At 68.0% G+C, this 25,557-nt stretch carries 27 protein-coding genes and 1 riboswitch; of the genes, 11 read left to right on the plus strand and 16 right to left on the minus strand.

Annotated features, from left to right (window positions below):
- Nucleotides 1-50: 50 nt before the first annotated feature.
- The 4 genes from ACQPWU_RS58570 to ACQPWU_RS58585 all read right to left on the minus strand — a co-directional run bounded on the left by ACQPWU_RS58570 (nt 51) and on the right by ACQPWU_RS58585 (nt 4,449).
- A complete protein-coding gene (locus tag ACQPWU_RS58570) occupies nt 51-2,156 on the minus strand; it encodes a (Fe-S)-binding protein (protein WP_433435719.1) in 2,106 nt (701 codons plus the stop codon).
- A 138-nt stretch (nt 2,157-2,294) separates the two neighbouring features.
- Nucleotides 2,295-2,876, minus strand: a complete 582-nt coding sequence (locus ACQPWU_RS58575; protein WP_433435720.1) for a TetR family transcriptional regulator — start codon at nt 2,874-2,876, stop codon at nt 2,295-2,297.
- Entirely contained in the window at nt 2,873-3,637 is a 765-nt protein-coding gene (locus ACQPWU_RS58580; protein ID WP_433435721.1) for a class I SAM-dependent methyltransferase, read from the minus strand. The genes ACQPWU_RS58575 and ACQPWU_RS58580 overlap by 4 nt, the downstream gene beginning before the upstream one ends.
- Nucleotides 3,638-3,639: 2 nt before the next feature.
- A complete protein-coding gene (locus ACQPWU_RS58585) occupies nt 3,640-4,449 on the minus strand; it encodes a sugar phosphate isomerase/epimerase family protein (protein WP_433435722.1) in 810 nt (269 codons plus the stop codon).
- 94 nt (nt 4,450-4,543) lie between these two features.
- On the opposite strand from ACQPWU_RS58585, the gene ACQPWU_RS58590 reads away from it, so the two are divergent.
- From ACQPWU_RS58590 to disA, 5 genes are all read left to right on the plus strand, one after another.
- Nucleotides 4,544-5,242: a class I SAM-dependent methyltransferase gene (locus ACQPWU_RS58590; RefSeq protein ID WP_433435723.1), complete on the plus strand. Its 699-nt coding sequence runs from the start codon at nt 4,544-4,546 to the stop codon at nt 5,240-5,242.
- 86 nt (nt 5,243-5,328) lie between these two features.
- Nucleotides 5,329-5,697 (plus strand): MerR family transcriptional regulator, encoded by a 369-nt coding sequence (locus ACQPWU_RS58595; RefSeq protein ID WP_433435724.1) that lies wholly within the window; start codon nt 5,329-5,331, stop codon nt 5,695-5,697.
- 2 nt (nt 5,698-5,699) lie between these two features.
- The gene (gene trxA / locus ACQPWU_RS58600; protein ID WP_360683912.1) at nt 5,700-6,005 is read left to right on the plus strand and encodes a thioredoxin; all 306 of its coding nucleotides are present in this window, start codon (nt 5,700-5,702) and stop codon (nt 6,003-6,005) included.
- Between the two features lie 55 nt (nt 6,006-6,060).
- Complete coding sequence (radA, locus tag ACQPWU_RS58605) at nt 6,061-7,467, plus strand: DNA repair protein RadA (RefSeq protein WP_433435725.1); 1,407 nt, start codon at nt 6,061-6,063, stop codon at nt 7,465-7,467.
- Nucleotides 7,468-7,507: 40 nt separating this feature from the next.
- Entirely contained in the window at nt 7,508-8,584 is a 1,077-nt protein-coding gene (gene disA / locus ACQPWU_RS58610; RefSeq protein WP_433435726.1) for a DNA integrity scanning diadenylate cyclase DisA, read from the plus strand.
- A gap of 38 nt (nt 8,585-8,622) precedes the next feature.
- Here disA and ACQPWU_RS58615 read toward each other — a convergent pair whose 3' ends face one another.
- Nucleotides 8,623-9,447 (minus strand): alpha/beta fold hydrolase, encoded by an 825-nt coding sequence (locus tag ACQPWU_RS58615; protein WP_433435727.1) that lies wholly within the window; start codon nt 9,445-9,447, stop codon nt 8,623-8,625.
- A 186-nt stretch (nt 9,448-9,633) separates the two neighbouring features.
- Here ACQPWU_RS58615 and ACQPWU_RS58620 point away from each other — a divergent pair, with 186 nt between their 5' ends.
- A complete protein-coding gene (locus ACQPWU_RS58620; protein WP_433435728.1) occupies nt 9,634-10,194 on the plus strand; it encodes a dihydrofolate reductase family protein in 561 nt (186 codons plus the stop codon).
- A 28-nt stretch (nt 10,195-10,222) separates the two neighbouring features.
- Here ACQPWU_RS58620 and ACQPWU_RS58625 read toward each other — a convergent pair whose 3' ends face one another.
- Entirely contained in the window at nt 10,223-10,900 is a 678-nt protein-coding gene (locus tag ACQPWU_RS58625; RefSeq protein ID WP_433435729.1) for a hypothetical protein, read from the minus strand.
- Nucleotides 10,901-11,096: 196 nt separating this feature from the next.
- Between ACQPWU_RS58625 and ACQPWU_RS58630 the strand changes: the two genes are divergently transcribed.
- Complete coding sequence (locus ACQPWU_RS58630) at nt 11,097-11,855, plus strand: A/G-specific adenine glycosylase (RefSeq protein ID WP_433445560.1); 759 nt, start codon at nt 11,097-11,099, stop codon at nt 11,853-11,855.
- Here the strand turns inward: ACQPWU_RS58630 and ACQPWU_RS58635 are convergent.
- The gene (locus ACQPWU_RS58635; protein WP_433435730.1) at nt 11,848-12,264 is read right to left on the minus strand and encodes a cupin domain-containing protein; all 417 of its coding nucleotides are present in this window, start codon (nt 12,262-12,264) and stop codon (nt 11,848-11,850) included. The two genes, ACQPWU_RS58630 and ACQPWU_RS58635, sit on opposite strands and share 8 nt — an antisense overlap.
- A gap of 12 nt (nt 12,265-12,276) precedes the next feature.
- Nucleotides 12,277-12,654 carry a cupin domain-containing protein gene (locus tag ACQPWU_RS58640; RefSeq protein ID WP_433435731.1) on the minus strand — a complete coding sequence of 126 codons (378 nt, stop codon included), beginning with the start codon at nt 12,652-12,654 and terminating at the stop codon, nt 12,277-12,279.
- A gap of 60 nt (nt 12,655-12,714) precedes the next feature.
- Here ACQPWU_RS58640 and ACQPWU_RS58645 point away from each other — a divergent pair, with 60 nt between their 5' ends.
- Complete coding sequence (locus ACQPWU_RS58645; RefSeq protein ID WP_433435732.1) at nt 12,715-13,179, plus strand: MarR family winged helix-turn-helix transcriptional regulator; 465 nt, start codon at nt 12,715-12,717, stop codon at nt 13,177-13,179.
- Nucleotides 13,180-13,189: 10 nt separating this feature from the next.
- Here ACQPWU_RS58645 and ACQPWU_RS58650 read toward each other — a convergent pair whose 3' ends face one another.
- The 5 genes from ACQPWU_RS58650 to ACQPWU_RS58670 all read right to left on the minus strand — a co-directional run bounded on the left by ACQPWU_RS58650 (nt 13,190) and on the right by ACQPWU_RS58670 (nt 20,119).
- Complete coding sequence (locus ACQPWU_RS58650; protein ID WP_433435733.1) at nt 13,190-14,128, minus strand: TIM barrel protein; 939 nt, start codon at nt 14,126-14,128, stop codon at nt 13,190-13,192.
- A gap of 416 nt (nt 14,129-14,544) precedes the next feature.
- Nucleotides 14,545-17,046 carry an ATP-dependent Clp protease ATP-binding subunit gene (locus tag ACQPWU_RS58655; protein WP_433435734.1) on the minus strand — a complete coding sequence of 834 codons (2,502 nt, stop codon included), beginning with the start codon at nt 17,044-17,046 and terminating at the stop codon, nt 14,545-14,547.
- A gap of 1,100 nt (nt 17,047-18,146) precedes the next feature.
- Nucleotides 18,147-18,479, minus strand: a complete 333-nt coding sequence (locus ACQPWU_RS58660) for a histone-like nucleoid-structuring protein Lsr2 (RefSeq protein WP_090937978.1) — start codon at nt 18,477-18,479, stop codon at nt 18,147-18,149.
- Between the two features lie 517 nt (nt 18,480-18,996).
- A complete protein-coding gene (locus ACQPWU_RS58665) occupies nt 18,997-19,485 on the minus strand; it encodes an RDD family protein (RefSeq protein WP_433435735.1) in 489 nt (162 codons plus the stop codon).
- Between the two features lie 109 nt (nt 19,486-19,594).
- Nucleotides 19,595-20,119 carry an RDD family protein gene (locus tag ACQPWU_RS58670; protein ID WP_433435736.1) on the minus strand — a complete coding sequence of 175 codons (525 nt, stop codon included), beginning with the start codon at nt 20,117-20,119 and terminating at the stop codon, nt 19,595-19,597.
- 15 nt (nt 20,120-20,134) lie between these two features.
- On the opposite strand from ACQPWU_RS58670, the gene ACQPWU_RS58675 reads away from it, so the two are divergent.
- A complete protein-coding gene (locus tag ACQPWU_RS58675) occupies nt 20,135-21,130 on the plus strand; it encodes a hypothetical protein (protein ID WP_433435737.1) in 996 nt (331 codons plus the stop codon).
- Between the two features lie 10 nt (nt 21,131-21,140).
- Here the strand turns inward: ACQPWU_RS58675 and ACQPWU_RS58680 are convergent, their stop codons facing one another.
- Entirely contained in the window at nt 21,141-21,710 is a 570-nt protein-coding gene (locus ACQPWU_RS58680) for an amino-acid N-acetyltransferase (protein WP_433435738.1), read from the minus strand.
- A 276-nt stretch (nt 21,711-21,986) separates the two neighbouring features.
- Nucleotides 21,987-22,136, plus strand: a riboswitch (cyclic di-AMP (ydaO/yuaA leader).
- A gap of 5 nt (nt 22,137-22,141) precedes the next feature.
- On the opposite strand from ACQPWU_RS58680, the gene ACQPWU_RS58685 reads away from it, so the two are divergent.
- Entirely contained in the window at nt 22,142-23,185 is a 1,044-nt protein-coding gene (locus tag ACQPWU_RS58685) for an NlpC/P60 family protein (RefSeq protein ID WP_433435739.1), read from the plus strand.
- Nucleotides 23,186-23,199: 14 nt separating this feature from the next.
- Here the strand turns inward: ACQPWU_RS58685 and ACQPWU_RS58690 are convergent, their stop codons facing one another.
- Nucleotides 23,200-23,412 carry a LuxR C-terminal-related transcriptional regulator gene (locus ACQPWU_RS58690; protein WP_132597751.1) on the minus strand — a complete coding sequence of 71 codons (213 nt, stop codon included), beginning with the start codon at nt 23,410-23,412 and terminating at the stop codon, nt 23,200-23,202.
- Nucleotides 23,413-24,093: 681 nt separating this feature from the next.
- Entirely contained in the window at nt 24,094-24,495 is a 402-nt protein-coding gene (locus tag ACQPWU_RS58695; RefSeq protein ID WP_433435740.1) for a winged helix-turn-helix transcriptional regulator, read from the minus strand.
- Nucleotides 24,496-24,579: 84 nt separating this feature from the next.
- Between ACQPWU_RS58695 and ACQPWU_RS58700 the strand changes: the two genes are divergently transcribed.
- Nucleotides 24,580-25,509 (plus strand): NADP-dependent oxidoreductase, encoded by a 930-nt coding sequence (locus ACQPWU_RS58700; RefSeq protein WP_433435741.1) that lies wholly within the window; start codon nt 24,580-24,582, stop codon nt 25,507-25,509.
- Nucleotides 25,510-25,557 lie beyond the last annotated feature (48 nt).

Below are 25,557 nucleotides of genomic sequence, written 5' to 3' on the forward strand. Positions count from 1 at the left end.
GACGTGCGAACTCCCCCACAGCAGCGGTGAGGGAGTCCGACAGCCGGCGGTCAGGAAGCGCCCTTGACCGACTTGATCAACAGCTGGGCCACGTCCACGACTTCGAGGGACTCCTTGGCCTCGCCGTTGTTCTTCTTCTCGTTGATCGCGTCGCCGAGCATCACCATGCAGAACGGGCAGGCGGTGGAGACGGTGTCGGGGTTGGTGGTCAGGGCCTCGTCCACGCGCTCGGTGTTGATGCGCTTGCCGATGCGCTCCTCCATCCACATGCGCGCGCCGCCGGCGCCGCAGCAGAAGCCGCGGTCCTTGTGGCGGTGCATCTCCTGGGTCTGGACGCCCGGCACCTTCGACATGATGTCGCGGGGCTGGGAGTAGACCTTGTTGTGGCGGCCGAGGAAGCACGGGTCGTGGTAGGTGATCTTCTCCTCGATCGGCGTGATCGGGGTGAGCAGCCCCTCGTCCACGAGCTTCGACAGCAGCTGGGTGTGGTGCACCACCTCGTACGTGCCGCCCAGCTGCGGGTACTCGTTGGCCAGGGTGTTGAAGCAGTGCGGGCAGGTGGCGACGATCTTCTTGACGCCGGCCTCGTTGAGCGTCTCGATGTTCTGCTGGGCCAGCATGTTGAACAGGTACTCCATGCCCAGGCGGCGGGCCGGGTCGCCGGTGCACGCCTCCATAGGGCCGAGCACCGCGAACTTCACGCCCGCTATGTGCAGCAGCTCCGCCACGGCCTTGGTGGTCTTCTTGGCCCGGTCTTCGAGCGCGCCCGCGCAGCCCACCCAGAACAGGTACTCGGCGTCCTCGGGCATCTTCTCGTCGACGACCTCGACCTCGAAGTCGAGCTCGGCGATCCAGTCGGCCCGCTTCATCTCGGACATGCCCCACGGGTTGCCCTTGTTCTCCAGGTTCTTCACCATCGCCCCCGCCTCGGACGGGAACGACGACTCCACCATCACCTGGTAGCGGCGCATGTCGAGGATGTGGTCGATGTGCTCGATGTCCACCGGGCACTGCTCGACACAGGCGCCGCAGTTGGTGCACGACCAGAGCACGTCAGGGTGGATCACGCCGTCCTCGCCGACCAGCGGCTTCTCCAGCAGCGCCAGTACGTCGGTGTCCTTGTGCTCGACGCCCTGCTGGGCCGCCAGCAGGTACGGGGCCACCTGGAAGGCGTGGTCACGCTGGTCGAGGATGAGCATCTTCGGCGACAGCGGCTTGTCGGTGTTCCACGCCGGGCACTGCGACTGGCAGCGGCCGCACTCCGTACAGGAGTAGAAGTCCAGGAAGCCCTTCCACGTGGTGTCGGCGATCTTGCCGCGCCCGAGCCTCTCCGGGTCGAGGTCCTCGTCCTCGAAGTCGACCGGCTTGCCGTCCACGCGCATCTCGGGCGCGCCGCCCAGGCCGTCGGGGCGGCGCGAGAAGAGCACGTTGAGCGGCGCGGTGAAGATGTGCAGGTGCTTGGAGTTCACCACGATGACCAGGAACACCAGCATGAAGCCGATGTGCAGCAGCAGCGCGATCTCCTCCAGCAGCGCGCTCTGCGGCAGCACGTTCCCCAGCCCCAGCGAGACGAACGCCCCGGAGGAGTAGGGGAAGTTGCCGTTGGCGGCCGCCGCGCCACGGGCGAGGAACAGCGTCCAGATGATGTTGAAGATCATGAACAGGACGAGCCACGCGCCGCCCAGGTGCGAGCCGGAGAAGCGGGAGGTGCGGCCGAGCGTCTTGGGTGAGTTCTTGATCCGGATCGCGGCGAACGCGATCAGGCCGAGCACACACGCGACCGCGATGAAGTCCTGCAGGAAGCCGAGCACACCCCACGTGCCGATCAGCGGGATGTGGAAGTCGGGCGTGCCGGTGATCGCGCCCTGGATGATCGCGCCGTACGCCTCGATGTAGACGGTCAGCAGGATGAAGAACGCCCACATGACGAAGAAGTGCGCGGTGCCCGACGGCGTCCACTTCAGCAGCTTCTTCTGCCCGAACACCTCGACGAGCTGCGCCTTGAGCTCGTCCGTGGCATGGGTCTTGGCGTACTCGATCCGCTCGGGCGCGGGAGGCCCCACTGTCGCGAGCTTGAACAGGAACAGCACCCTGCGGCCCGCGACGGCCACCGCCAGGACGGTCATCAAAAGCCCGATGATGGCTACCCAGAGCACGGGTCCTCCCACAGACGACGTTGGCTGTCAGCGTACGGTCACCCGCTTCGCAGGCATCTCCCGAGAATCCTACCCGCGGGTAATATTTCCGGAATACGCGACATACCCTATGGTCACCGGGTTATGCAGAACAATGCTCTAGACGGCCAAGTACCTCTGAATGGTGGGCACGAGCAGCTCCACCAGCTCGTCGTGGCTGGCGCTGGCCAGGGGCTCCAGCTTGATCACGTAACGCCCCATGATGACGCCGAACATCTGCGCGAACGCCGCCTCGATCCGCAGGTGCGGCACGCCGAGCCGGTCGGCCACCTGGTAGAGCAGCGCGTTGGTGATGAACTCGCGGAACATCGTGACCGCCTGCTCGTTGGTCATGGCCGAGCGGATCAGGGCCACCATCGGCTCACGCGTCTCCGGCGTGGCGGTGACCTTCAGTATCAGGTCTACAAGCCGCTCGGCGATCTCCTCGCGCGGCCCTTCGAGCAGCAGCGCGATGACGGCGTCCGGAGTGATCGGCAGCTGCATGGCCGCCGCGAAAATACCCTCCTTGGTCTCGAAGTAGTGGTGCACGAGAGCGGGATCGACCTCGGCCTCGCGGGCGATGCCACGCACAGTGGCCTTGTCGAACCCCTTCTCCGCGAACACCTTCCTGGCCGCGGTGAGGATCTCCCCACGCGTGTCGGCCGACCCCGGCCTGCGCCCGGGCTTGCGCTTGGTGGTCACCTGCCCACCGCCAGGTAGACCCGCATCGGCACGGGCAGCATGCCTTCGGGGAACTCCTCGCGCAGCTCCACGCGCTGCCGATCGACCAGCTCGTCGGCGGACTCCGGCGAGAGCGCCGCCATGTAGGAGTGTGAGCGCAGATCGAGCAGGAAGTGCTCGATGCCGACCAGCCTGGTCCAGGGGATCCAGCGCTCCTCGATCACCTCGAAGGACGAGGCGATGGGCGGCACCGACCACTGCTCGACCGCGGGGCCGTAGTAAGTGGGCACGGCCTCCGCCAGGCGGGCCTCGTAGGCGGCCAGCCAGTCGGCCTGGGCCGCGTGGTTGAAGTTCCAGCAGCCCACGATGGCCCCCTCGGGCCGCAGCACCCGCCTGGCCTCGGCGATCGACGCCACCGGGTCGAGCCAGTGCCACGACTGCGCGTACGTCACCAGGTCGGCCACCCCGTCGGCCAGCGGAAGCGTGTTGCCGTCGGCCAGCACGGCCGCGACGGCGGGCGGACCGCTCTCCGAACGCGAGACCAGGCGGGCGAGCATCTCCGCGCCCGGGTCGATCGCGATGACGTGGGACCCGCGCGACCTGAGCGCGCGCGTCATGATGCCGGTGCCCGCGCCGACGTCCACCGTGGTGGCGCCGTCGAGCTCGACGCCGGACACCTCGCTCAGCGCGCGGTACAGCTCGTCGGGATAGCCGGGCCTGCCCGCGTCGTACGCGTCGGCCACCCTGTCGAACACCCTGGCCAGGTCCTTGATCGGCCCCATGTTCATGAGGAGGCCGCCAGGTGCAGCCGCGCGAACGCGAGCCCCTCCGCCAGGTCGTCGATCCGTTCGGTACGGCTGGCCGCCTTGCGCGTGTTGACCTCCAGCACCACCAGCCCCGAGTAGGCGGTGTTGGCCAGGCGCTCCAGCAGCTGGGCGCACGGCTGGTTGCCCCTGCCGGGCACGAGGTGCTCGTCCTTGTTCGTCACGCCGAGGCCGTCGGCCAGGTGAACGTGAGCCAGCCTGTCGCCGAGCTTGACGGCCATCTCCATGGCGTCGGAGCCCGACACCGCCGTGTGCGACAGGTCGAGCGTGACCTGGGGGAAGTCGTAGTCGATCGGGTTCCAGTCGGGCGAGTAGGGCACCACGTCGTTGCCCCTGGCCCTGAGCGGGAACATGTTCTCGACCGCGAACGCGACATCGGTCTCGTCGCGCATCCTGGCCAGACCCGTCTCGAACTCCCGGGCGTAGTCACGCTGCCAGCGGAACGGCGGATGGACCACGACTGTCGAGGCGCCCAGGCGTTCGGCCGCCTTGCGCGCCTTGACCAGTTTGGCCCAGGGATCGCGGCCCCAGACCCGCTGGGTGACCAGCAGGCAGGGCGCGTGAATGGCCAGGACGGGGACATGGTAGTGCTCGGAGAGCCGCTCGATCACGTCGATGTCCTGGCTCACCGGGTCGGCGCCCACCATGATCTCCACGCCGTCGTAGCCAAGGCGCGCGGCCAGCTCGAACGCGTCAGGAGTGCGTTCCGGATATACCGAGGCGGTGGACAATGCGATCTTCGCATTGGGCACGCGGATGACATCAGCCACGCTGCCAGCCTAAGCCGGTGGAGCCGATCTGGCGCGAAAGCCCCTTTGGTGAGCCGCGTCCAACGGCTCGCCACACTGCACTTACCGTTGGGGCATGCCACGGATAGCGAAAGGTGCGATCCCCAGCCCGAACATCTGGAACACCCCCCAGATCTACGAGCTGGAGAACCGCGCCGTCGATCCCGAAGGCGCGGCCGACGAGGCGATGCGCGCGCTGCGCCCCTGGGACGGCGGCACGGTGCTCGACATCGGCTGCGGCACCGGGTACCACCTGCCCGCGCTCTCCGCCACGGCGGGGACGGTGATCGGGGTGGAGCCGCACGAGGACCTCGCCATGCTCGCCCGCCGCCGCTGCGCCGGGCTGGCCAACGTGACCGTGCATGCCGCCGCGGCCCAGAACCTTCCCCTCCCCGACGCGAGCGTGGACGTGGCCGTCGCGCGCTGGGCGTACTTCTTCGGTCCCGGCTGCGAGCCCGGCCTGCGCGAGCTGTCCCGCGTGGTACGCCGCGGCGGCGCGGCCTTCGTCCTCGACCTCGACGCCACGCGCGGGTCGTTCGGCCGCTGGTTCTCGCGTACGGTGCCGGCGTACTCCGCCCGGGAGGTCGAGTCGTTCTGGGTCCGCCAGGGGTGGCAGCGGCGGCCGCTCGACCTCAGGATGGCCTTCGAGCGGCGGGCGGACCTCGAGGCGGTGCTGCGTATCGAGTTCGCGCCCGACGTGGCCGAGCAGGCCATAGCCGAGACGCCGGGCCTGGAGCTCGCCTATCCGAACGTGCTGCGGTGGCGTTACTACTGAGTTCATGGCCTCACACGCTCCTCCAGGCGACGGCACTTCCTCTCGGCCTTGACTTTGACGTCAGTGTCAACGTTTACCGTGGTGGCATGCGCATCGGAGAGCTGGCGGAACGTACCGGAGTGAGCACCCGCTCGCTCCGCTACTACGAGCAGCACGGCCTGCTCAGAGCCCGTCGCACGGCCAACGGCTACCGTGACTACAGCGAGGACGACGTCCGGCTGGTGTCCGAGATCCGGGCGCTGCTCAAAGTGGGTTTCACGCTGGAGGACACGCGGCCGTTCGTCGACTGCCTGCGCCGGGGGCACAGCACGGGCGGCTCGTGCGCGGAGTCGGTCGAGGTCTACGAGCGCAAGCTCAACGAGATCGACGAGGAGATCCGTGTCCTGCTCGCCCGCCGCGCCGAGGTGGCCGCCCAGCTCGCGCAGTCATGCCCAGGTTGCTTCGTAAGGGGATAGACATGATCAAGCTGACCACCGAGAACTTCGAGGAGCAGGTGCTCAAGAGCGACAAGCCGGTGCTGGTCGACTTCTGGGCGGAGTGGTGCGGGCCCTGCCGCATGGTGGCGCCGGTGCTGGACCAGATCGAGGCGGAGCACGGCCTGACCATCGGCAAGCTCAACACCGACGAAAACCCGGAGATCATGGCCCGTTACGGCGTGATGGGCATTCCGACGCTGCTGCTGTTCGAGAACGGCGAGCCGGTCAAGCAGGTCGTCGGGGCCAAGCCCAAGCGCATGCTCGTCTCGGAGCTGGGCCTGGAGTAATCCACGGGGCCGCGCCTGTCGAAGATTGTCAGTACGTGCCGCTAGCCTGCTCCGCATGGCCAAGACAGCCCAGAAGCCCGGATACCGCTGTGCCGAGTGCGGGTGGCGCACCACGAAATGGGTGGGCAGGTGCGGCGAGTGCCAGGCGTGGGGCACGGTCGACGAGGAGGGCGCGCGCGCCGGCGTCAACGTCGTCCAGGCCGGCGCCACCACCGCGCCCGCCGTGCCGATCGGGCAGGTCAAGGCCGAGGTGGCGACCGCGCGCACGACCGGCGTCGGCGAGCTCGACCGGGTGCTCGGCGGCGGCCTGGTGCCGGGAGCGGTCGTGCTGCTGGCTGGCGAGCCGGGCATCGGCAAGTCCACGCTCCTGTTGCAGGCCGCGGCCAGCATCGCCGAGCGTGAGACGGTCCTCTATGTCACGGGCGAGGAGTCGGCGGCCCAGGTGCGGCTGCGAGCCGACCGCATCGGCGCGATCCGCGACCACCTCTACCTCGCCGCGGAGACCGAGCTGTCGGCCCTGGTCGCCCATGTGGAGAAGATCCAGCCCAGGCTGCTGGTGGTCGACTCGGTGCAGACGGTCGGCTCCGCGCAGGCCACCGGCGTGCCGGGCGGGGTGACGCAGGTCCGTGAGGTGGCCGCAAACCTGGTCCGCCTGGCCAAGGAGCGCAACATGGCCACCGTGCTCGTCGGCCACGTCACCAAGGAGGGCTCCATCGCGGGCCCGCGCACGCTTGAGCACCTGGTCGACGTGGTGCTCAACTTCGAGGGCGACCGCCACTCCAGGCTGCGCATGGTCCGCGCGGTCAAAAACCGGTTCGGGCCCACCGACGAGGTCGGCTGCTTCGACCTGCACGAGCGGGGCATCGAGGGCATCACCGACCCGAGTGGCCTGTTCGTCTCCCGGCGCAGCGAGCCGGTGCCCGGCACCTGCGTCACCGTCACCGTCGAGGGCACGCGCCCGCTCCCCGCCGAGGTCCAGGCCCTGGTCGCCCGCACGGAGGCGCAGCAGCCCAGGCGCACGTCATCGGGCCTCGACACATACCGCGTGCAGATGATCCTCGCCGTCCTGGAGCGCCGGCTCAACGCCCGGCTGGGCGGCTGCGACGTGTTCACCGCCACCGTGGGCGGCATCAAGCTGGCCGACCCGGCCGTGGACCTCTCGGTCATGCTGGCAGTCGCCAGCGCCGCCGGGGACAAGCCCCTGCCTCCTGGGCTGGTGGCGCTCGGCGAGGTGGGCCTGGCGGGCGAGTTGCGCCCGGTCAAGGACGTACGCAGGAGACTGACGGAGGCGGCCAGGCTCGGTTTCAAGCGGGCACTCGTACCCGCCGGATCCCTGGAAGAAGGCGGCCGCAGGCGCAACGGACAGCGCGCGTTGGTGCCGGTGGGGCCGGTGGCGTTCGCACCCGGGTTCGAGGTGGTGCAGGCGGAGAACGTCTGGGACGCCCTCACACACGTGACATAGCGCGGCTAAGCTGGGCGTGACCGATCGACACGGGGGTCATGTGGATAGGAGTCTGGACGACCGTCGTCGCGAGGCCCTGGCCGCGGTGGCCCCGGGCACACCTCTCCGCGACGGCCTGGAACGGATCCTGCGCGGGCAGACCGGCGGATTGATCGTGCTCGGCTACAACCAGGTCGTCGAAGAGGTCTGCAGCGGCGGTTTCGAGCTCGACGTCGACTTCTCTGCCACCCGGCTGCGCGAGCTGGCCAAGATGGACGGCGCCATCGTGCTGAGCGACGAACACAAGATCGTACGCGCCGCCGTGCACCTGGTGCCCGACCCCGCCATCCCCACCGACGAGTCCGGCACCCGCCACCGCACCGCCCAGCGCGTGGCCAGGCAGACGGGCCTGCCGATCATCGCCATCAGCAAGTCGATGCGCATCATCGCCCTCTACCTCGACGGCATCCGCTACGTCCTGGAGGAGTCGGCGGTCATCCTCTCCAAGGCCAACCAGGCCCTGGCCACCCTCGAGCGCTACAAACACCGCCTGGACGAGGTCTCGGGCACCCTTTCGGCCCTGGAGATCGAGGACCTGGTCACGGTCAGAGACGTGTCCGCGGTCGCCCAGCGCCTCGAGATGGTCCGCAGGATCGCCGACGAGATCAAGGGCTACGTGGTCGAGCTGGGCACGGACGGCCGCCTGCTGTCCTTGCAGCTGGACGAGCTGGTGGCCGGCGTCGACTCGGAGCGCGAGCTGGTCGTCCGCGACTACCTCCCGGCCCCCTCCGGCCGCCGACAGAGGCGCCTGATCGACGCGATGCACGACCTGGACAAGCTGTCGGGCACCGAACTGCTGGACCTCGGGACCGTCGCCCACGTCCTGGGCCACATCGGCACCGACAAGCTGGACAGCCCGGTCAGCCCCCGGGGCTTCCGCCTCCTGGCCAAGGTTCCACGCCTGCCGGCCACGGTGGTGGAGCGCCTGGTGAACCATTTCGGCGGGCTGCAGAAGCTGCTGGCGGCCAGCATCGACGACCTGCAGGCGGTGGGGGGAGTCGGGGAGTCGCGCGCCCGTAGCGTCCGAGAGGGCCTCTCCCGCCTGGCCGAGTCCTCCATCCTCGAACGCTACGTCTAGACCGCCCAGGATCGGCCTCGTCGCCTCCGCCCGGGCGGCTAGGTCCTCGGGCCGTCCAGGACGTCGATGAGGGTAGTGGCGAACCCGGCCGGGTCGGACCAGTAGCCGGTGTGGTCGCCCGGGAAATCGATCACGCGTTTCCCCCAGCGGTCGGCCAGGGCAAGGCCGGCCCGGTAGGGAAAGTGCTGCCGGGAGTCCCGGCCGCCGGCCATCACGATCCGCGCCTGCTGGGCGTCCAGGGTCGCCAGATCGGGGCGATGGCCGGGCGCCTGCCGCACTTCGTGATCGAGGAAGAAGCCGAGGTTGCCGGACAGGCGGCGGATCAGGTCAGGGTCGATGTCGGCTGGTCGCTGGAGTGAGTCCAGGCCGATGCCGGTCATGAACATCTGCATCGCCGGGCCCGCGCCGTCCCGCCGGTAGGTGTCGTACACCTGCTGGAAGAACGTCCGCCATCTGGCGGCATCGGTCAGCATCTCCGCCAGGGGCGGCTCGTGGGCGATCAGCCTGGTGACCAGGCCGGGGCTCTGGCTGATCAGGGCGAGTCCGATGACTGCGCCCGCGCTGCTGCCGAAGACGTGCGCCGGGCCCTTCGCGACTGTCCGCAGCAGGCGACGCGCGTCGTTGACGTGGGTCTCGCCCCAGGCCTCGTCTTCGAATGATGCGTTGAGGATGCTTCTGGAGAACCCGCGCCGGTCGTAGCTGATGACGGTGTAACGAGGGGCGAGCAGGTCCGCGACGGTGTCGAACAGGTCGGCGTCGCCGTTGCTTCCAGGGATCAACAGGAGTGCGGGCCCTTGCCCGCGCACCTGGTAGTGGAGGCGGGCACCGGGCACGTCCAAGGTGTGGGCCTGCTTCGTGGGCATGGCAATGATCCTCCGCACTTACCGGCCGTCAGATGGATTGCATACTAACCGGCCGACAAGTAAGTTGCTCGGCCAATGGCGGTGGCCGTCAAAGCAGCCAAAAAACTTCCGGCTGGATGTAGAGAACGGACGCGCGCCTCCGACCCCTCCGCGAAAGCGAGAACAGCTGACGTGAAGGAGCGGGACATGCGCAAGATCATCTACTGGGTGCACACCTCGGTCGACGGGCACATCGACGGGCCTCAGGGCGAGTTCGACTGGCCGGTGATGGGCAGGGAGCTCTCGGCGTACTCCGACGCGCTCACCGAGCGGGTCGACACCCTCCTGTACGGGCGCGGCGTGTGGGAGGGCATGGTGAGCTTCTGGCCGACCGCCGAGTCGATGTCCGACCACCCGCACGTCCTGACGTACGCGCCGATCTGGCGTGGCACCCCGAAGATCGTCTTCTCGGCCACCCTGGCCGAGACGGAGTGGGCCGCCGCCATCATCAGGGAGAACGTCGCCGAGGAGGTCGCCGAGCTCAAGCGGCAGCCCGGCAAGGACCTGCTGCTGACCGGCGGCTCCCGGCTGGCCGCCACGCTCACCGATCACGGCCTGATCGACGAGTACCACGTCGCCGTGCACCCGGTCGTGCTGGGCGGCGGCAAGCCGCTGTTCCTGCCCCGGGAGGACCGGCTCAACCTGCGGCTCGTCGAGTCACGCACCTGCGACTCGAACATCGTGGTCATGCGCTACGACCGGGCCTAGACGGCCGTGGAGGGGAACCGGCCGGCGCTCAGCGGAGGTGGAAGACGCCCTTGGGGGTGCGGAGTTCGCCCATGTGCACCGTGGCCACGTACGTCCCCGGCAGCGCGGTGGCCGGGGTGGCGCGGCAGTCGGTGCTGGAGCGGTGCCGGTCCCATTCAAGCGACCGGACGTAGGGCACCCCGCGCTGCAGTTTCTTGAGCTCCGAGCCCACCCCGCTGACGCAGTCCGCGGTGGACCAGATGCGGTCCTCACCCGAGGTGATGCGGACCTCCATGGCGCGCGGCCCGACGTCGGCCGTGCACATCACGGGGCCGATGTTCACCAGCGTCACCATGAACGTCGGCCGGGCGCCGGCCGAGTAGATCTCCTCCTTGCCTCCCTGGAGGCTGAGGACCAGGTCCTCCTTGGCGCAGGGGTCGCCCGGGCGCTTGGGAGCCGCCGCCGCGGTGGCCGTGGGGGTGGTGGTCGGGGTCGGTGACGGGCTGGCCGTGCCCATGGCGAGCGTACGGAGCCCCGCCAGCAGCGGATCGACGACGGGCGTAGCGCTCGGTGACGTCTGCGCGCTGGACGCGCGTTCCGGCCCGCTGCCCCCGCTGGAGCACGCCCATGCCACGACGGCCACTACGACGAGCACCGCCACCAGGACGCTCATCCGGCGGCGCCAGTAAACATCACCGCCGTCGCCACGTATAGTATCCGGATCCATACGCACAGGATGGTTCCCGCAGTGGCTACGTTGAGTGACGACACGCCGAAAGCTTCATTCTCCGAATACGCTTGACCGCGTGGTTGAGCCGAACCTCCTACACGCCCCCGTTCTGGACTGGTACGAGGACAACGCCCGAGACCTCCCGTGGCGTGCCGCCGACGCGACCCCGTGGGGCGTACTGGTGAGCGAGATCATGCTCCAGCAGACCCCGGTCGTACGCGTGCTGCCCATCTGGCACGACTGGATGGCCCGCTGGCCCACGCCCAAGGCGCTGGCCGCCGAGCAGCCGGGCGAGGCCGTACGCCACTGGGGCCGGCTCGGCTACCCGCGCAGGGCGCTCCGGCTGCACGCCTGCGCGAGGGCCATCACCGACGAGCACGGCGGCGAGGTGCCCTCCGACCACGCGACCCTGCTGTCGCTGCCCGGCATCGGCGAGTACACCGCCGCCGCGGTCGCCAGCTTCGCGTACGGCGGCCGCCACGCCGTCCTGGACACCAACGTCCGCCGGGTCTTCGCCAGAGCCGTACGCGCCGAGGAGTACCCTCCTACAGCCACCTCGGCGGCCGAGCGGCGGCTCGCCGAGGCCCTCCTGCCCGAACTGGGCGCCGCCCGCTGGGGCGTGGCCGTGATGGAGCTGGGAGCGCTCGTCTGCACGGCCCGCGCCCCGCGCTGCGCCGACTGCCCGATCACTCACCTGTGCGCCTGGCGGCTGGCAGGCAAGCCGCCGCACGCCGGCCCCGCGCGCAAGGGCCAGACGTACGCGGGCACCGACCGCCAGTGCCGCGGCCGCCTGCTGGAGGTGCTGCGGTCGGCCCACGGCCCGGTCCCCAAGGCCGCCCTGGACGCGGTGTGGGACGAGACGGCGCAACGCGAGCGTGCCCTGGACGGCCTCATCGCCGACGGACTGGCCGAGCACCTGGACGACGGCACCTACCGTCTCCCGGTCACCTGACCCACGGGGGTATGGTCCGCTCTGTCCCCTTGGGTGCCAGGTCGCAGGCGTCCGGCTCGGAGACCCCGTCCGGGTTGTAGGCCTCGGCCCCGGGCGGCGCGACCACGATCGACACGAAGCCGCGCACCGGATCCGCGAACATCTGCCGGCTCACGTTCGCGGGCAGCACCATGGTGTCCCCCGCGCCGACCTCGACCCGTTCACCGCCCAGCTCGACGACGGCCGCCCCGTCGAGCCAGGTCCACACCAGCTCGGCGTCGAACGCGTGCACCGGCCCCACCATGCCCGGCTTGGCGTCCACCCGCCACACCGCCTGTCCCGCCCCGCCCTGGGTCGGGGAGGCGAGCGTGGTCATGACACCGTTGGGCGTCTCGGTCTTGCGCGTATCGGCGGACATGACAACAGACATCAGGATCTCCTTTCACGCGATCCACGGCGGAACGCCGTAGTCGGCCCCGTCCGCGGCCATGGCCCGCGCGCCGGCGGGGGCCGTGACGATGGCGGTGTAACCGGAGGCCGGGTCGGCCAGGACCCGCCGCACCGTATGGGCGGGCATGACGACGGTGTCCCCGGCGGCCACGCTGAACGTGTCACCGCCCAGCTCCACGGTCGCCGTCCCGGCCACCCAGCTCCACACCTGCTCGCTGTCGAAGTCGTGCACCGGCCCCTCGGCGCCGGGCCGGGCATCGACCCGCCACAGCGCCCGGGAGGCCCCTCCCTGCGTCGGCGAGGCGAACGTCGTCATGACCCCGGTAGGAGTCTCCGATCGCCGCGCCTCCGCCGAACGTACGACAGTCACTCCGTGAACCCCCTAAGATAGGCAACTACGTTGTCCATATAGTCAATCAGGTTGTCCATCATGTCAAGCCAAGGCTTCGAACTACCGCTCCGTCTGCTGCTCGCGTTCCGGGTGCTGATCGATGAACTCCACGCCGAGCTCGCCCTGCAGGGTCATCCGGACATGCGCCCCATGCACGGGTTCGTCATGCAGGCGATCGGCCAGCACGGCACGACGGCCGTCGAGCTGGGGCGTACGCTCGGGGTCTCCAAACAGGCCGCGGGCAAGACCATCGACACCCTGGAACGCGTGGGCTACGTGGAAAGAACCGCCGACCCCCACGACACCAGACGCAAGATCGTCCGGCTGACCCCGTACGGAATGGACGCCCTGAACCGCTCGGCCCGCATCTTCGACACCCTGCGCGCCCGCTGGGCCTCAGAGCTCGGAGAGGACCGCCTGCACGCCCTGGAGTCCGACCTGCGCAGGATGACCCCGGCCAACCTCTGGCGCCTCGACACCCCCGGCTGGTTCGGCACCCTCTGAATCCGAAGGGTCAGGCGGCCAGCTGGAGGCCAAGGCTGGTGAGGTTCGTACGGGCCCAGTCCAGCTCGTCGGCCAGCAGCGACACCAGCGCCCCAGGCCCCTTGGCGCGCCCCGGCACGGTCAGGTTGTGCGTCTCGACCTCGATGTGCGCGCTCCCGCTGACCGCCCCCGACAGCATCGCCGTGAGCGTGTCGTGCAGCACGGCACCCGTGCTCGGCGTCTCCCCCGTGTGGTTGTGTACGTGCCCCAGCTTGACCACAGGCGCACCGGCCGCGGCCAGGCCCTTCAGTGCCGCACCGGGCTCCTCGGCCCCGCAGGCGAGGTGGCAGGCGTCCAGGCACACGCCCAGGTGCTCGGAGTCGATGCCGCACACCCGCTCCAGCGCCTGCTCGGTCGTCTCAAGCACGCACCCGGGCCACGGCTCGAACCCGACCCTGATCGTCTTGCCTGTCACGCTGTAGATGCCGCGCAGCTCGCGCGCCAGGCGCTCGAGGCGGCGGGTGGCGATCGAGTGCAGATCGGCGGGCCAGTCGCGGCGCCATCCGATCGGGATCGTCGAGATGCTCCCGAACCGCACATCCTCCGGCAGCAGGAACGCCAGGATCTTGGCCAGGGCCATGGTGTAGCGGTAGCGCTCGGGCTTGGCCCAGTCGGGGCCGGGGACCTCCTGGTTGCGGCCACCGGTGCCGTTGAGGCTCACGACCTCCAGGCCGCGCTCCTCCAGGGAGCGGCGCAGCCGTACGAGCTCGATGCGGTCGGCCGTGAGGTGGTCGGCGACGCTCGGCGAGAGCCACAGCCCGATACCCATGCGCTCCACGCCCAGCCGCTTGCGCACCGGTACGGCGTAACGGGTCAGGTGGGCGATCAGGTTCTCCAGGTCTTCAGCGGGGTGGACGCCTGCGTTGTAGGCGAGGTGAACGAGCGTTCCGTCGGCGTGACGTAGGCGCATCGGTTTCCTCCACGGCTTGCTCTTTGTGTTCCGGTCGCCCGCCCTCGGACGTTCCGGCCCTTGCGAGCATGCCTGCTCGGTGATGGGCCGCGCGTCCGCCCTGAGGTGATTCCGCACTACTCCCCAGGGAGCAGGCGTCAGCCTAGGAACACGCTCTTGTGAGTCGCTTGGATGAGACTTGGCGAAGCTCTACGCAGTGTAGTACTACTCGCGGTGGTGGCGGTACACCCGGTACCTCAACAATTACGCAACGGCCCGAGTGCGTGTCCCTTGGGGATCGCCACAAGGCCCGAGACAGCCACCATGCCCGCCTGTCAGCGGGGTCTCCAAGGAGACAGTGGTGGCGAGCGGGCCTCACGTAGAACGTGCGAAAGCCCCCGTGTGAGGCATCTCACACGGGGGCTTCCGGAGATCCGTCAGTGCTGGATCGGCGCTGCGATGGCGGCGGCCGAGTCCGGGACCTTGGAGGCGGACTCGCCCTTGAAGAGGAACTTGGCGTTGTCGCCCTCGCCCTCGATCGTCACCTTGACGACCTGGCCCGGCCGGAGTTCGCCGTACAGGATCTTCTCCGACAGCGAGTCCTCGAGCTCGCGCTGGATCGTACGGCGCAGCGGACGGGCGCCCATGACCGGGTCGTAACCCCGGTCGGCCAGCAACTGCTTGGCTTCAGGCGAAACCTCCAGCCCCATGTCGCGGTCCTTCAGCCGGGCATCGACCTGAGCCAGCATCAGATCCACGATCTTGATGATCTCGGCCGGCGTCAGCTGATGGAAGACCACGATGTCATCGACACGGTTGAGGAACTCCGGCCGGAAGTGCTGCTTGAGCTCCTCCTGCACCTTCGACTTCATCCGGTCGTAGTTGGAGTCGGCGTCATTCGACTTCGCGAACCCCACCCCGATGCCCTTGGAGATATCCCGCGTGCCCAGGTTGGTGGTCATGATGATGACCGTGTTCTTGAAGTCCACCACACGACCCTGAGCATCGGTCAGACGACCATCCTCCAGGATCTGCAGCAGCGAGTTGAAGATGTCCGGATGAGCCTTCTCGATCTCATCGAACAAGACCACCGAGAACGGCTTACGCCGCACCTTCTCCGTCAGCTGACCACCCTCCTCATACCCGACATAGCCGGGAGGCGAGCCGAACAGCCGCGAAACGGTGTGCTTCTCCATGAACTCCGACATGTCCAGGCTGATCAGAGCATCCTCATCACCGAAGAGGAACTCCGCCAGAGCCTTCGACAGCTCCGTCTTACCCACACCAGAAGGACCCGCGAAGATGAACGAACCACCAGGACGACGCGGGTCCTTCAGACCAGCACGCGTACGCCGGATCGACCGCGACAGACCCTTGATCGCATCATCCTGACCGATGATCCGCTTGTGCAGCTCATCCTCCATACGGAGCAGACGCTGCGACTCCTCCTCGGTCAACTTGAAGACCGGGATGCCGGTGGCGGTCGCCAGAACCTCGGCGATCAGCTCCTGAGTGACCTCGGCCACGACGTCCATGTCGCCGGCCTTCCACTCCTTCTCCCGCCGCTCGCGCTTGAGCTGGAGCTGCTTCTCCTGGTCGCGGAGGGCAGCGGCCTTCTCGAAGTCCTGCGCGTCGATCGCGGACTCCTTGTCGCGGCGGACATTGGCGATCTTCTCGTCGTATTCGCGCAGGTCCGGCGGAGCGGTCATCCTGCGGATGCGCATCCGGGAACCCGCCTCGTCGATGAGGTCGATCGCCTTGTCGGGAAGGTAGCGGTCGCTGATGTAGCGGTCGGCCAGCTGCGCGGCGGCCACCAGCGCGTCGTCGGTGATGGACACGCGGTGGTGCGCCTCGTAGCGGTCGCGCAGACCCTTGAGGATCTCGATCGTGTGGCTGAGCGAGGGCTCGGCCACCTGGATCGGCTGGAAGCGGCGCTCCAGCGCGGCGTCCTTCTCGAGGTACTTGCGGTATTCGTCGAGCGTGGTCGCGCCGATCGTCTGCAGCTCGCCACGCGCCAGCATCGGCTTGAGAATGCTGGCCGCGTCGATCGCGCCCTCAGCCGCGCCCGCGCCCACGAGCGTGTGCAACTCGTCGATGAACAGGATGATGTCCCCGCGCGTACGGATCTCCTTGAGCACCTTCTTCAGACGCTCTTCGAAATCACCGCGGTAACGGGAACCGGCGACCAGAGCACCGAGGTCAAGCGTGTACAGCTGCTTGTCCTTCAGCGTCTCGGGCACCTCACCCCTGACGATCTTCTGCGACAGCCCCTCGACGACGGCGGTCTTGCCGACACCGGGCTCGCCGATCAGAACCGGGTTGTTCTTGGTCCTCCGCGAGAGGACCTGCATGACCCGCTCGATCTCCTTCTCACGGCCGATCACCGGATCCAGCTTGCCCTCACGGGCCGCCTGGGTCAGGTTGCGGCCGAACTGGTCGAGCACCAGGGAGGTCGAGGGCGCCGACTCCTGCGGACCACCCGCCGCGGCCGGCTCCTTGCCCTGGTAACCGTGGAGCAACTGGATGACCTGCTGCCTCACACGGTTGAGATCAGCTCCAAGCTTGACCAGCACCTGGGCGGCCACACCTTCACCCTCGCGGATGAGCCCGAGCAGGATGTGCTCGGTGCCGATGTAGTTGTGGCCCAGCTGCAAAGCCTCACGGAGCGACAGCTCGAGGACCTTCTTGGCCCGCGGGGTGAACGGAATGTGCCCCGACGGAGCCGACTGGCCCTGGCCGATGATCTCCTCGACCTGCTGGCGCACACCCTCAAGGCTGATGCCGAGGCTCTCCAGAGCCTTGGCGGCCACGCCCTCACCTTCATGGATCAAACCAAGAAGAATGTGCTCAGTGCCGATGTAGTTGTGGTTGAGCATCCTGGCCTCTTCTTGGGCCAGGACGACAACACGCCTCGCTCGGTCGGTGAACCTCTCGAACATCTCGTCGCTCCTCACAGAGCGGTCAGTCAGGCCGGTAAATCCGGTCCCGTCATCCCGCATGCTAGCCCTGGCTCGGCGAACCGTGCCCACTGCCGCTGACACGCTCTATAGCAGAGACGTTCCCCGAGAGCAGGGCGTTCACCCTCCATCCAACTACTGTTCGGGGGTGACGTGTTCCCGATACGCCGCAAGCGAACGATGTTTAAGACGCTTCTCGGAAGCGTCGAAAATTGCCCTCGCGACGCATACGGACCCACACGGATCGGCCATCGGACGCGCCGGAGCGGAGTAGGCGTTGGGGACCGCCCCTTCGCCCGCACATCTCGGATGCCGCGTCCGTATCGTTACGCAATCATCCTATGTACGGGAGGGGCCCCCGTCCAAACGGCCGTCCTACGCCCTGAGCACAACGCGGCACGGACCGCACACCGGGGGAATCACGCGATCTGGTCAGCCCGGTTACCGAGTTCATCTCGCATCATGAGATCAAACCTGCCCCGGGACACCACATTCGCCGCACTTGTGTGCACGCGAGATGGCAGGGCATTGTGCGCACATGCCGGGGAACGGGGTTTGTGCGAGCCATGCTCGGGTTAGCAGGTTTTACCCGGCACCAAGGAGCCGGCAGGGCTGCCGGTATTGCCCGGAGCCGTCCATCCCGCCGGTCGCGGGTTTACTTACAGTAGCGGTGCCCGGTTTACGTTCGGAGAGATCACCGCTATAGACGCGGCCGTGGCCGGAGATCGCCTTCAGGCGACTTCCGGCTATACGTCACCGTGATTTACGGCGATGGCGCGTTCCATGAACGTGGTTCCACTCGTGACGTACGGCCGCGAACGTACGTTGAATGAGGTATGGCCCCGTGACTGACTTTCCGGGAGCAGCACGGGGCGTAACCAGATATGCGGGCGACCGCCGGTGAAACGGTGCCGGTCCATGGACCGGCACACCCGACCAAAACGCCCGCATATGCGCGGTGTGGAAGATCGCCATCCGGGCACGCGGCATTCGAGAACCGGCCCCAGATACGATCATGCGCTTATGGCGGCCGCCGGGGTCCTAGGCGAACGGCATAAGCGCATGGTCGATAGGCGACTCGCTCAGTGAGCCGCCTCGTACTTCTCGACGACCGTGGAGGCGATCCGCCCGCGCTCGCTGACCGGCAGGCCGTGAGCCTTGGCCCACTGCCGGATCTCGGAGCTCTTCTCGCGGCTCATCGCCCGGCTGCCGCCGCGACCGCGGCGACGCGTGGAGACTGCGCCCGCCCTGCGCGCGTGCTGCACGAAAGGCGTGAGCGCGTCCCTCAGCTTCTTCGCGTTAAGGTCGCTGAGGTCAATCTCATAGGACGAGCCGTCAATAGCGAAGCTGACCGTCTCATTGGCCTCGCCCCCATCGAGGTCATCGATGAGAATCTCCTGGATCTGCTTGGCCATGTACGCAATCCTTTCGCGGAGCATTGTTTCATTCGCCTGCCCAAACATATACCCGGAAAGGCGCGGAGACAATTCAGCGCTGCGGGGATTCGGCTGACTGGCCGATCAGTTCTGGCTCCTCGGCCTGATCCTCACGGTTTCGGCGACCTCCGAGGACCTCGGATCGGACCAACTTCACTACGCCAAAGATGAAGGCGCCGCCCACCACCACCGGGGGGATGAGCGCTGACAATACGTCTGTAAGGGCTTCCATTCGTCCTCGCCTCCACGGCTAGCGGGGTTTCGGGGGCGCATTATGTGGATGGGAGCGCGACCAGGAGGAGCACTGGGACCCTCGTGACGCACAAGGTGTCTACCACCCAGACACGACCATAGCGGCGCACAGATGCCCCACGCGTCGCGGGGGCGCCAACGTCCGGCAACCCGGACGCCCCATAGCCTAATGCCAGTCTCTCCAGACTCCTTACCGGATCAAGGGAAAATTTTGAGAATTGGCATCCCGCCTGGGGCAGATGGCTCACTGAAGATCTTTTACGACGCGCGTTCCAGCTAGTCTGTCATGCGGTCCCCGCTCCAGGGGCTTGTCGATCAGGATGAGCAGGCCCACACAGAACAGGAGCATTCCGGCGAGCAGATTGGCCACGGGAATGCCCATCAGCATGACAGGCCCCGGATACAGCAGGGACCGTTTGAGCAGCGCCCCGGACGGAACATCGTCCGGGGCCAGGCGAATCCTCATGATCGCCTTCCCGAACGTCCTGCCGCGCCTGGAATGGGCCCACCAGTCGTAGCCCACATAACCCAGCCCTGCGGCCAACCACGCGAACGCACCGGGCAGCCGGCCGTCGAACACCTCCAGCATGCCTACAGTTCGGAAGATGCCCCATAGCGCGATGAACAGAATGTAATAGAACACCCCGAAGACGAGCGCTTCAATCGCTCGGGCGGCGAGCCGTTCCCACCATTCCGCGGGCAGCGCGTCCGCCCACGACGGCGACCCGGCCATAACTCCCACCTCGCGTCATCAGCGACCCAGGCCCTCATTTTGGTACGCCTCCCGCACACAAAACAGGGGCCGGCACGAAGCCGGCCCCTGCTTTTACCTGTCGCGTGAACTACTTGATCTTCACCACTACGGTGTTCGCGAACTTGTCGGCGAACGTCTGCTGCAGAGGCTTGTCCCACAGCTGCGAGGCGCCGTTCAGACCCGTGCCGATGACGCCGAACAGCGGGCCGATGAACGGGATGACGCCGAGGAAGTACCAGCCCCAGGTGCCTGCCGCACGCTTGAGCGCCGCGTCGGTGGCCAGGCCGCCGGGCGGCATCCCGGCACCGACCGGCACGACCTTGATGCCCATGACCATCTTCCCGACCGTCTGGCCGTTCATCTTGGTCATGAAGAAGTCGTAGCCGACATACAGCAAGGCCAGGAGGAGATACTGAACGAGCCCCACCAGGAAGCCGCTCAGGATACCGGTGGTAAGACCTGTGGCGGAGTCGTAGCCCACGGCGAGCAGGCTGACGACGATGGTGATCAGCGTGTAGAGGATGCCGAAGATGACGCCGTCGATGATCCTCGCCACCAGGCGCTGCCACCACTCCGCCAGCGGAGCCGGCGCGCCGGGCGGCTGCACGCCCACCGGACCCGGCTGTCCGTGGGCCTGACCGTAGCCGGGCTGGCCGTACTGCTGCGGCTGCCCGTAAGCCTGGCCGTACTGCTGCTGGTCGCCGTACTGCTGGCCGTAGCCCGGCTGGGCCTGCTGCTGGCCGTACTGGGGCTGACCGTACTGCTGCTGGCCATAGTCCGGCTGGCCCGGCTGCTGCTGGCCGTACTGGGGCTGCTGACCGTACTGCTGCTGCCCGTAGTCCGGCTGGGACTGCGGCTGCTGGCCGTACTGCTGCTGGCCGTAGTCCGGCTGCGACTGGGCCTGCTGGCCGTAGCCCTGCTGCCCGTAGTCCGACTGCGGCTGCTGGCCGTACTGAGGCTGCTGACCATAGTCAGGCTGGGACTGGGCCTGCTGACCGTACTGCTGGCCCGAGGGAGGCTGCTGGCCGTAGCCCTGCTGCCCGTAGCCGGGCTGCGACTGGGGCTGCTGGCCGTAACCCTGCTGGCCCGACTGCGGCTGCTGGCCGTACTGGGGCTGCTGGCCGTAGCCCTGCTGGCCCGGCTGCTGCTGGCCGTACTGGGGCTGCTGACCATACTGCTGCTGCCCGTAGTCCGGCTGCGACTGGGCCTGCTGGCCGTAGCCCTGCTGCCCGTAGCCGGGCTGGGACTGCGGCTGCTGGCCGTACTGGGGCTGCTGGCCGTATTGAGGCTGCTGCCCGTACTGGGGCTGACCGTACTGCTGTTGCTGGCCGTACTGGGGCTGCTGGCCATACTGCTGTTGCTGGCCGTAGCCCTGCTGGCCGTACTGGGGCTGCTGACCGTAGGCATCGTCCGCCCGGTAGCCGACCACAGTCACGTCGGGGTCGGGCTCGCCGGGGCGGCGACCCGCGTTCTGTTGACCGTATTCCGGAGTGCCGGCGGGATTGTCGCCGGATTCGTCCTGTGGATACGGCGGCTGTCCGGTGCTCACCGTGTCACCTCGCTTCGAGTGCGCATGTGGCACGTGTCAGGACACATGCCTGTGCTGCCCAACGTATCGACATAGGTATCAACAATCACCTTTCCATCTGGTCAAGGTCCGCGTCACCCGATGTCAGGTGGAGCAGCATGCGGGTGTTGCCCAGCGTGTTCGGCTTGACGTGTTCCAGGTCGAGGAACTCGGCCACACCCTCGTCATACGAGGCCAGCAGTTCGGCGTAGACCTCGGGTGAGACCGGTGTGCCCTGGATCGGGCGGAACCCGTGCCTCGCGAAGAAGTCGACCTCAAAAGTGAGACAGAATACACGTCGCAGACCCAGATCTTTGGCGTGCTGGATCAACGCGGAGACAATCCGGTGGCCGACGCCCATCCCCCGGCACTCGGGATCCACGGCCACCGTGCGGATCTCTGCGAGGTCCTCCCAGAGCACGTGGAGCGCGCCGCAGCCGACGACCTGCCCGCCTCGGTCGGCCACCCAGAACTCCTGTACGTCCTCGTACAGCGTCACAGTGGCCTTTTCCAGGAGCCGCGGGCCCGCGCCCGCGTAGGTGTCCACCAGGCGCCTGACCGCGCGCACGTCGGGCGTGCGGGCTCTCCGGACCACCACCGCGGTCTCGGGCGTTGTCAGTTCGGCCACCTGCTCCATGGCTCTCCAGGGTACAGATCTCATTACGGCTCGGCCCTAACTCCCATAGCTCGGCCCATCCTGTTACATCCCGTGGCCAGACGAGCACGGAGCTTGCCCCCAGTCTCGTTTGCGCGAAAGCACGGACATAGAGGGCATAAGGTCTGTTCTGCACAGGTGATCACGAGATCACCTTGTGACCCTTCGGTTGTGAAACCTCTACAGACTTGGCAGTTCTGGTTGAGCACGAACCTGGAGTGCATTAGTGTCCAGCGACAATGTTTCCACGCGTGCCGCGCGGGAGACACGCTCAATTCCCGAAAGGGAAGCCGGGGATCCATCGGTGGCGACCTCCAGCGCCACCACAGGGGTGAGTCCGAGTCTCTCGGTAGGGCTGCTCCGGCCCGAACCCGTCAGCTAACCCGGTAGGCGTCCAAGAGAGGAGCTGGTTGGTGAAGCGCACGCGCAACGGCGGGGGGAAGTCGGCGGGCAAGCACGCCCGCCCTCCGGAACGGGCACGGCGCCCACGCCACTTCGGTGTGGTGAGTCTCACAGTCGCCGCGCTGCTGTTCGCCATCCCCGTCGGTTCGGCGTCCGCGGACCCCAAGCCCTCGTTGAAGGAGCTCGCCGACCAGGCCCAGGAGCTGCACACGCAGATCGAGACGCTGACCGAGCAGTACAACGGCCAGCGGGAGAAGCTCAAGACAGCCAAGAAGGCCTCTGAGGTCGCGCAGAAGACGCTGACGAGCAGCGAGACGGATCTGGCCGCCAAGCGCGCGAAGGCCGCCCTGCTCGCCCAGAACGCCTACATCACGGGCGGCCTCACCAAGACTCTGGCGTTCGCGACCTCCGAGGACCCCGAGGAGTTCCTCAGCCGCGCCGCGACCTCGTACGCACTGGAGCAGGAGCAGGGCGAGGAGATCAACCAGCTCGCCAAGGCCATGGACGCCGCCGCCCGTGCCAAGGCAGGCGCCAAGGCGCGCATCGACGAGGTCCAGAAGATCGTCGATGACCTCCAGTCCAAGCGCGACAAGATCACCAAGCTGGTCACCAAGGTCGAGAGCAGCCTGTTCAAGCGGGCCCTCGGCGAGGCGGGGCAGCCAGGCACGCGCGCCGTGCGGGTCAACCTGCCCATCGCGGGCAGCGGCAAGGCCGCGGAGGCCGCGCGGTGGGCGCTCACGCAGCAGCTCAAGCCGTACGTCTGGGGCGCCGAGGGCCCGAGCTCCTACGACTGCTCCGGGCTGGTCATGGCGGCGTACCAGCGGGTGGGCATCTCGCTGCCGCACTACACCGGCGACCAGTGGACCGCGGGCAGGCACATCTCCCGCTCTGAGCTGCGGCCCGGCGACCTGGTGTTCTTCTACAGCGACCTGCACCACGTGGGCATCTACATCGGCGGAGGCATGATGGTGCACGCCCCGCAGACGGGCGACGTCGTACGGGTCTCGGCACTCGGCAGGCGGCCCTTCGCCGGCGCGGTGCGCATCGCCGACTGAGACATCCCGCAGCACTAGATCAGCTGGCGGCGCGCGGCCCAGGCCACGGCCTCGATCGCCGTGGCGACGCCGATGCGGTCGCAGATGCCCCGTAATCTCCGGCGTACCGTGCGCCCGCTGATATCCAGACGTCTGCCCACCCGATCGACCGTGACTCCCCTTGCCAGCTCCGCCAGCAGCGCCAAATCAGCATGGCTTAGCTCAACGCCTTCAGTGAGCACATCCATCGGGAGCCCTCCCCCCCAACAGCAGAACTCGGACCTCACAGATGGGCCAAAGCCGCTCCTCGCAGACGGTAAACGCATCCTGGAAAGGTCGTCAAGCATGACAATCGCCGCACTTGACGAGCTCTATTGACATGATCCGTTATATATGAGGCACTCGCGATATGTCAGGGCGCCCGGTCTCGGATGAGTGATCTCATTGGGCCTGCCATGTGCCATCAATGGGATCTTCGGGCGTTGCCGATTTGGATCTGTTCGGCGCGGAGTTTCGGTGTGATCCATAAGCCGGTCGTTGCCGCCGGAGCGCGCGATTCGCGATCTTCCGCTCGCACGGCGAGCCACCAATCGCTCGCTTTGTACGGCGCCGGCACTCCATTCGAGAGATCCAGGTCAAGCCGACGTATTGGATTATTCGGAGCCGCATGCTCCGATTGGCCTAGGGGTAATCGAGTGGCCGCCGCCGCGCTGCTCGCGCCGCCGCCCGTGGCCGGCGGCCCTGTTTCCGGGCGTGCGTGCCCGGTCCCCGATATGGCGATCATGCCGGCACTCGTGAGGCTTCGGGCGCTTCCGGCGTTGGAGCGGGACAATCGCCGGCGACCTTGACCCGATGCTGACAACTGCCCTCGTATCGGTAACCGGCGTGCCGGAAGGCAGCTTCGCGACCACTTTCTGTAAGGGACTCGGTCAGGCGTTGGTGGCGTCGTACCGGTCCCTGGCCGCCTCGACGTCCTCGATGTGCGTCTCCGCCCAGCTCTTGATCGCGGCCACCAGCGGCATCAGGCTCTCGCCCAGCGGGGTGAGCGCGTAGTCCACCCGTACGGGCACCGACGGAGTGAGCGTGCGCGAGACCAGGCCGTCGCGTTCCAGGCCGCGCAGGGTCTGGGTGAGCATCTTCTGGCTGACGCCCGCGACGCGCCTGGCCAGGTCGCTGTAGCGGCGCGGCCCCTCCGCCAGCGCGCTGAGCAGGAGGGTGACCCATTTGTCGCTGAGGCGGTCGAGAAGCTTCCTGGAGGGGCATTGGGCGAAGTACGCGTCGAACGCCTGCCTGGCCTCGTCACGCCGCTCCACCGCCGTCTTCGTGGCCATCTGTTCGCTCCTCCTCCTGGGTGGGTTACGCACTTCAAGGTGCCTCCTTACCAGAAGAGAGTAACTCTTCCTACGCTCGTCGCCATGACGAACATGCGTGCACTCATTGGCGGCTCCGGCGCTCCTCAGCTGGTGGAGGTGCCGGTGCCCACCGCGGGGCCCGGACAGGTGCGGATCAAGGTGGCGGCGGCCGGGGTGAATCTGTTCGACCTCGCCGTGGCGGCCGGGACGCTCGCGGACCACGGCGTGGCCCGCAAGCTGGACTCGTACGGGCTCGGTTTCGACGCCGCCGGGACCGTCGACCAGGTGGGCGACGGGGTCGCGTTCCGCGTGGGCGAGGAGGTCATCGGACTCGTGGCGCGCCTGGAGCTATCGGTCAAGGCGCAGGCCGAGTACGTGGTGGTCGACGCCTCGGCGGTGGCGCGGGCCCCACGCGGCTTCACGGCCGTGGAGGCGGCCACGATCCCGCTCAACACGCTCACGGCCTGGCAGGCACTCGACCGCGCGGGCGCCGGCCCTGGCCGTACGCTGCTGGTCACGGGGGCGGCTGGAGCCGTCGGCGGCTACCTGGTCGAGCTGGCCACCCTGCGCGGTGCCCGAGTGGCGGCGGTCGCGAGTGCCGGGGACGAGGAGCTGGTCCGAGGGCTGGGGGCCGAGTGGTTCGTGCCCCGCGGCGACAATGTGGCCTCCTCCGTACGTGCCCTCGTCCCCGGGGGCGTGGACGCCGTCGTGGACGCGGCCGTGCTCGGCCTGGCGGCCTTGGACGCCGTGCGGGACGGCGGGGCCTTCGTCGCGCTCTCCGCGGGGGTGGCGCCCGTGGGGCTGCGTGGGATCGACGTCGCCACGGTGTTCTTCCGGGCCGACGCCGCCCAGCTCGCGGAGGTGGTGCGGCTGGTGGAGGGTGGCCTGCTGACGTTGCGGGTGGCGGAGACGTACCCCTTGGACAAGGCGGCCGAGGCCCACGCCCGCCTGGCCGCCGGCGGCCTCCGCGGCCGCCTCGTCCTCATCCCCTGACCCGCCGCCCTCGCGCGCACCCCAGCGGGCGACGCGGGCGGCGGGCCG

It is taken from the genome of Nonomuraea sp. CA-141351, from assembly GCF_050944675.1.
GTDB lineage: Bacteria > Actinomycetota > Actinomycetes > Streptosporangiales > Streptosporangiaceae > Nonomuraea.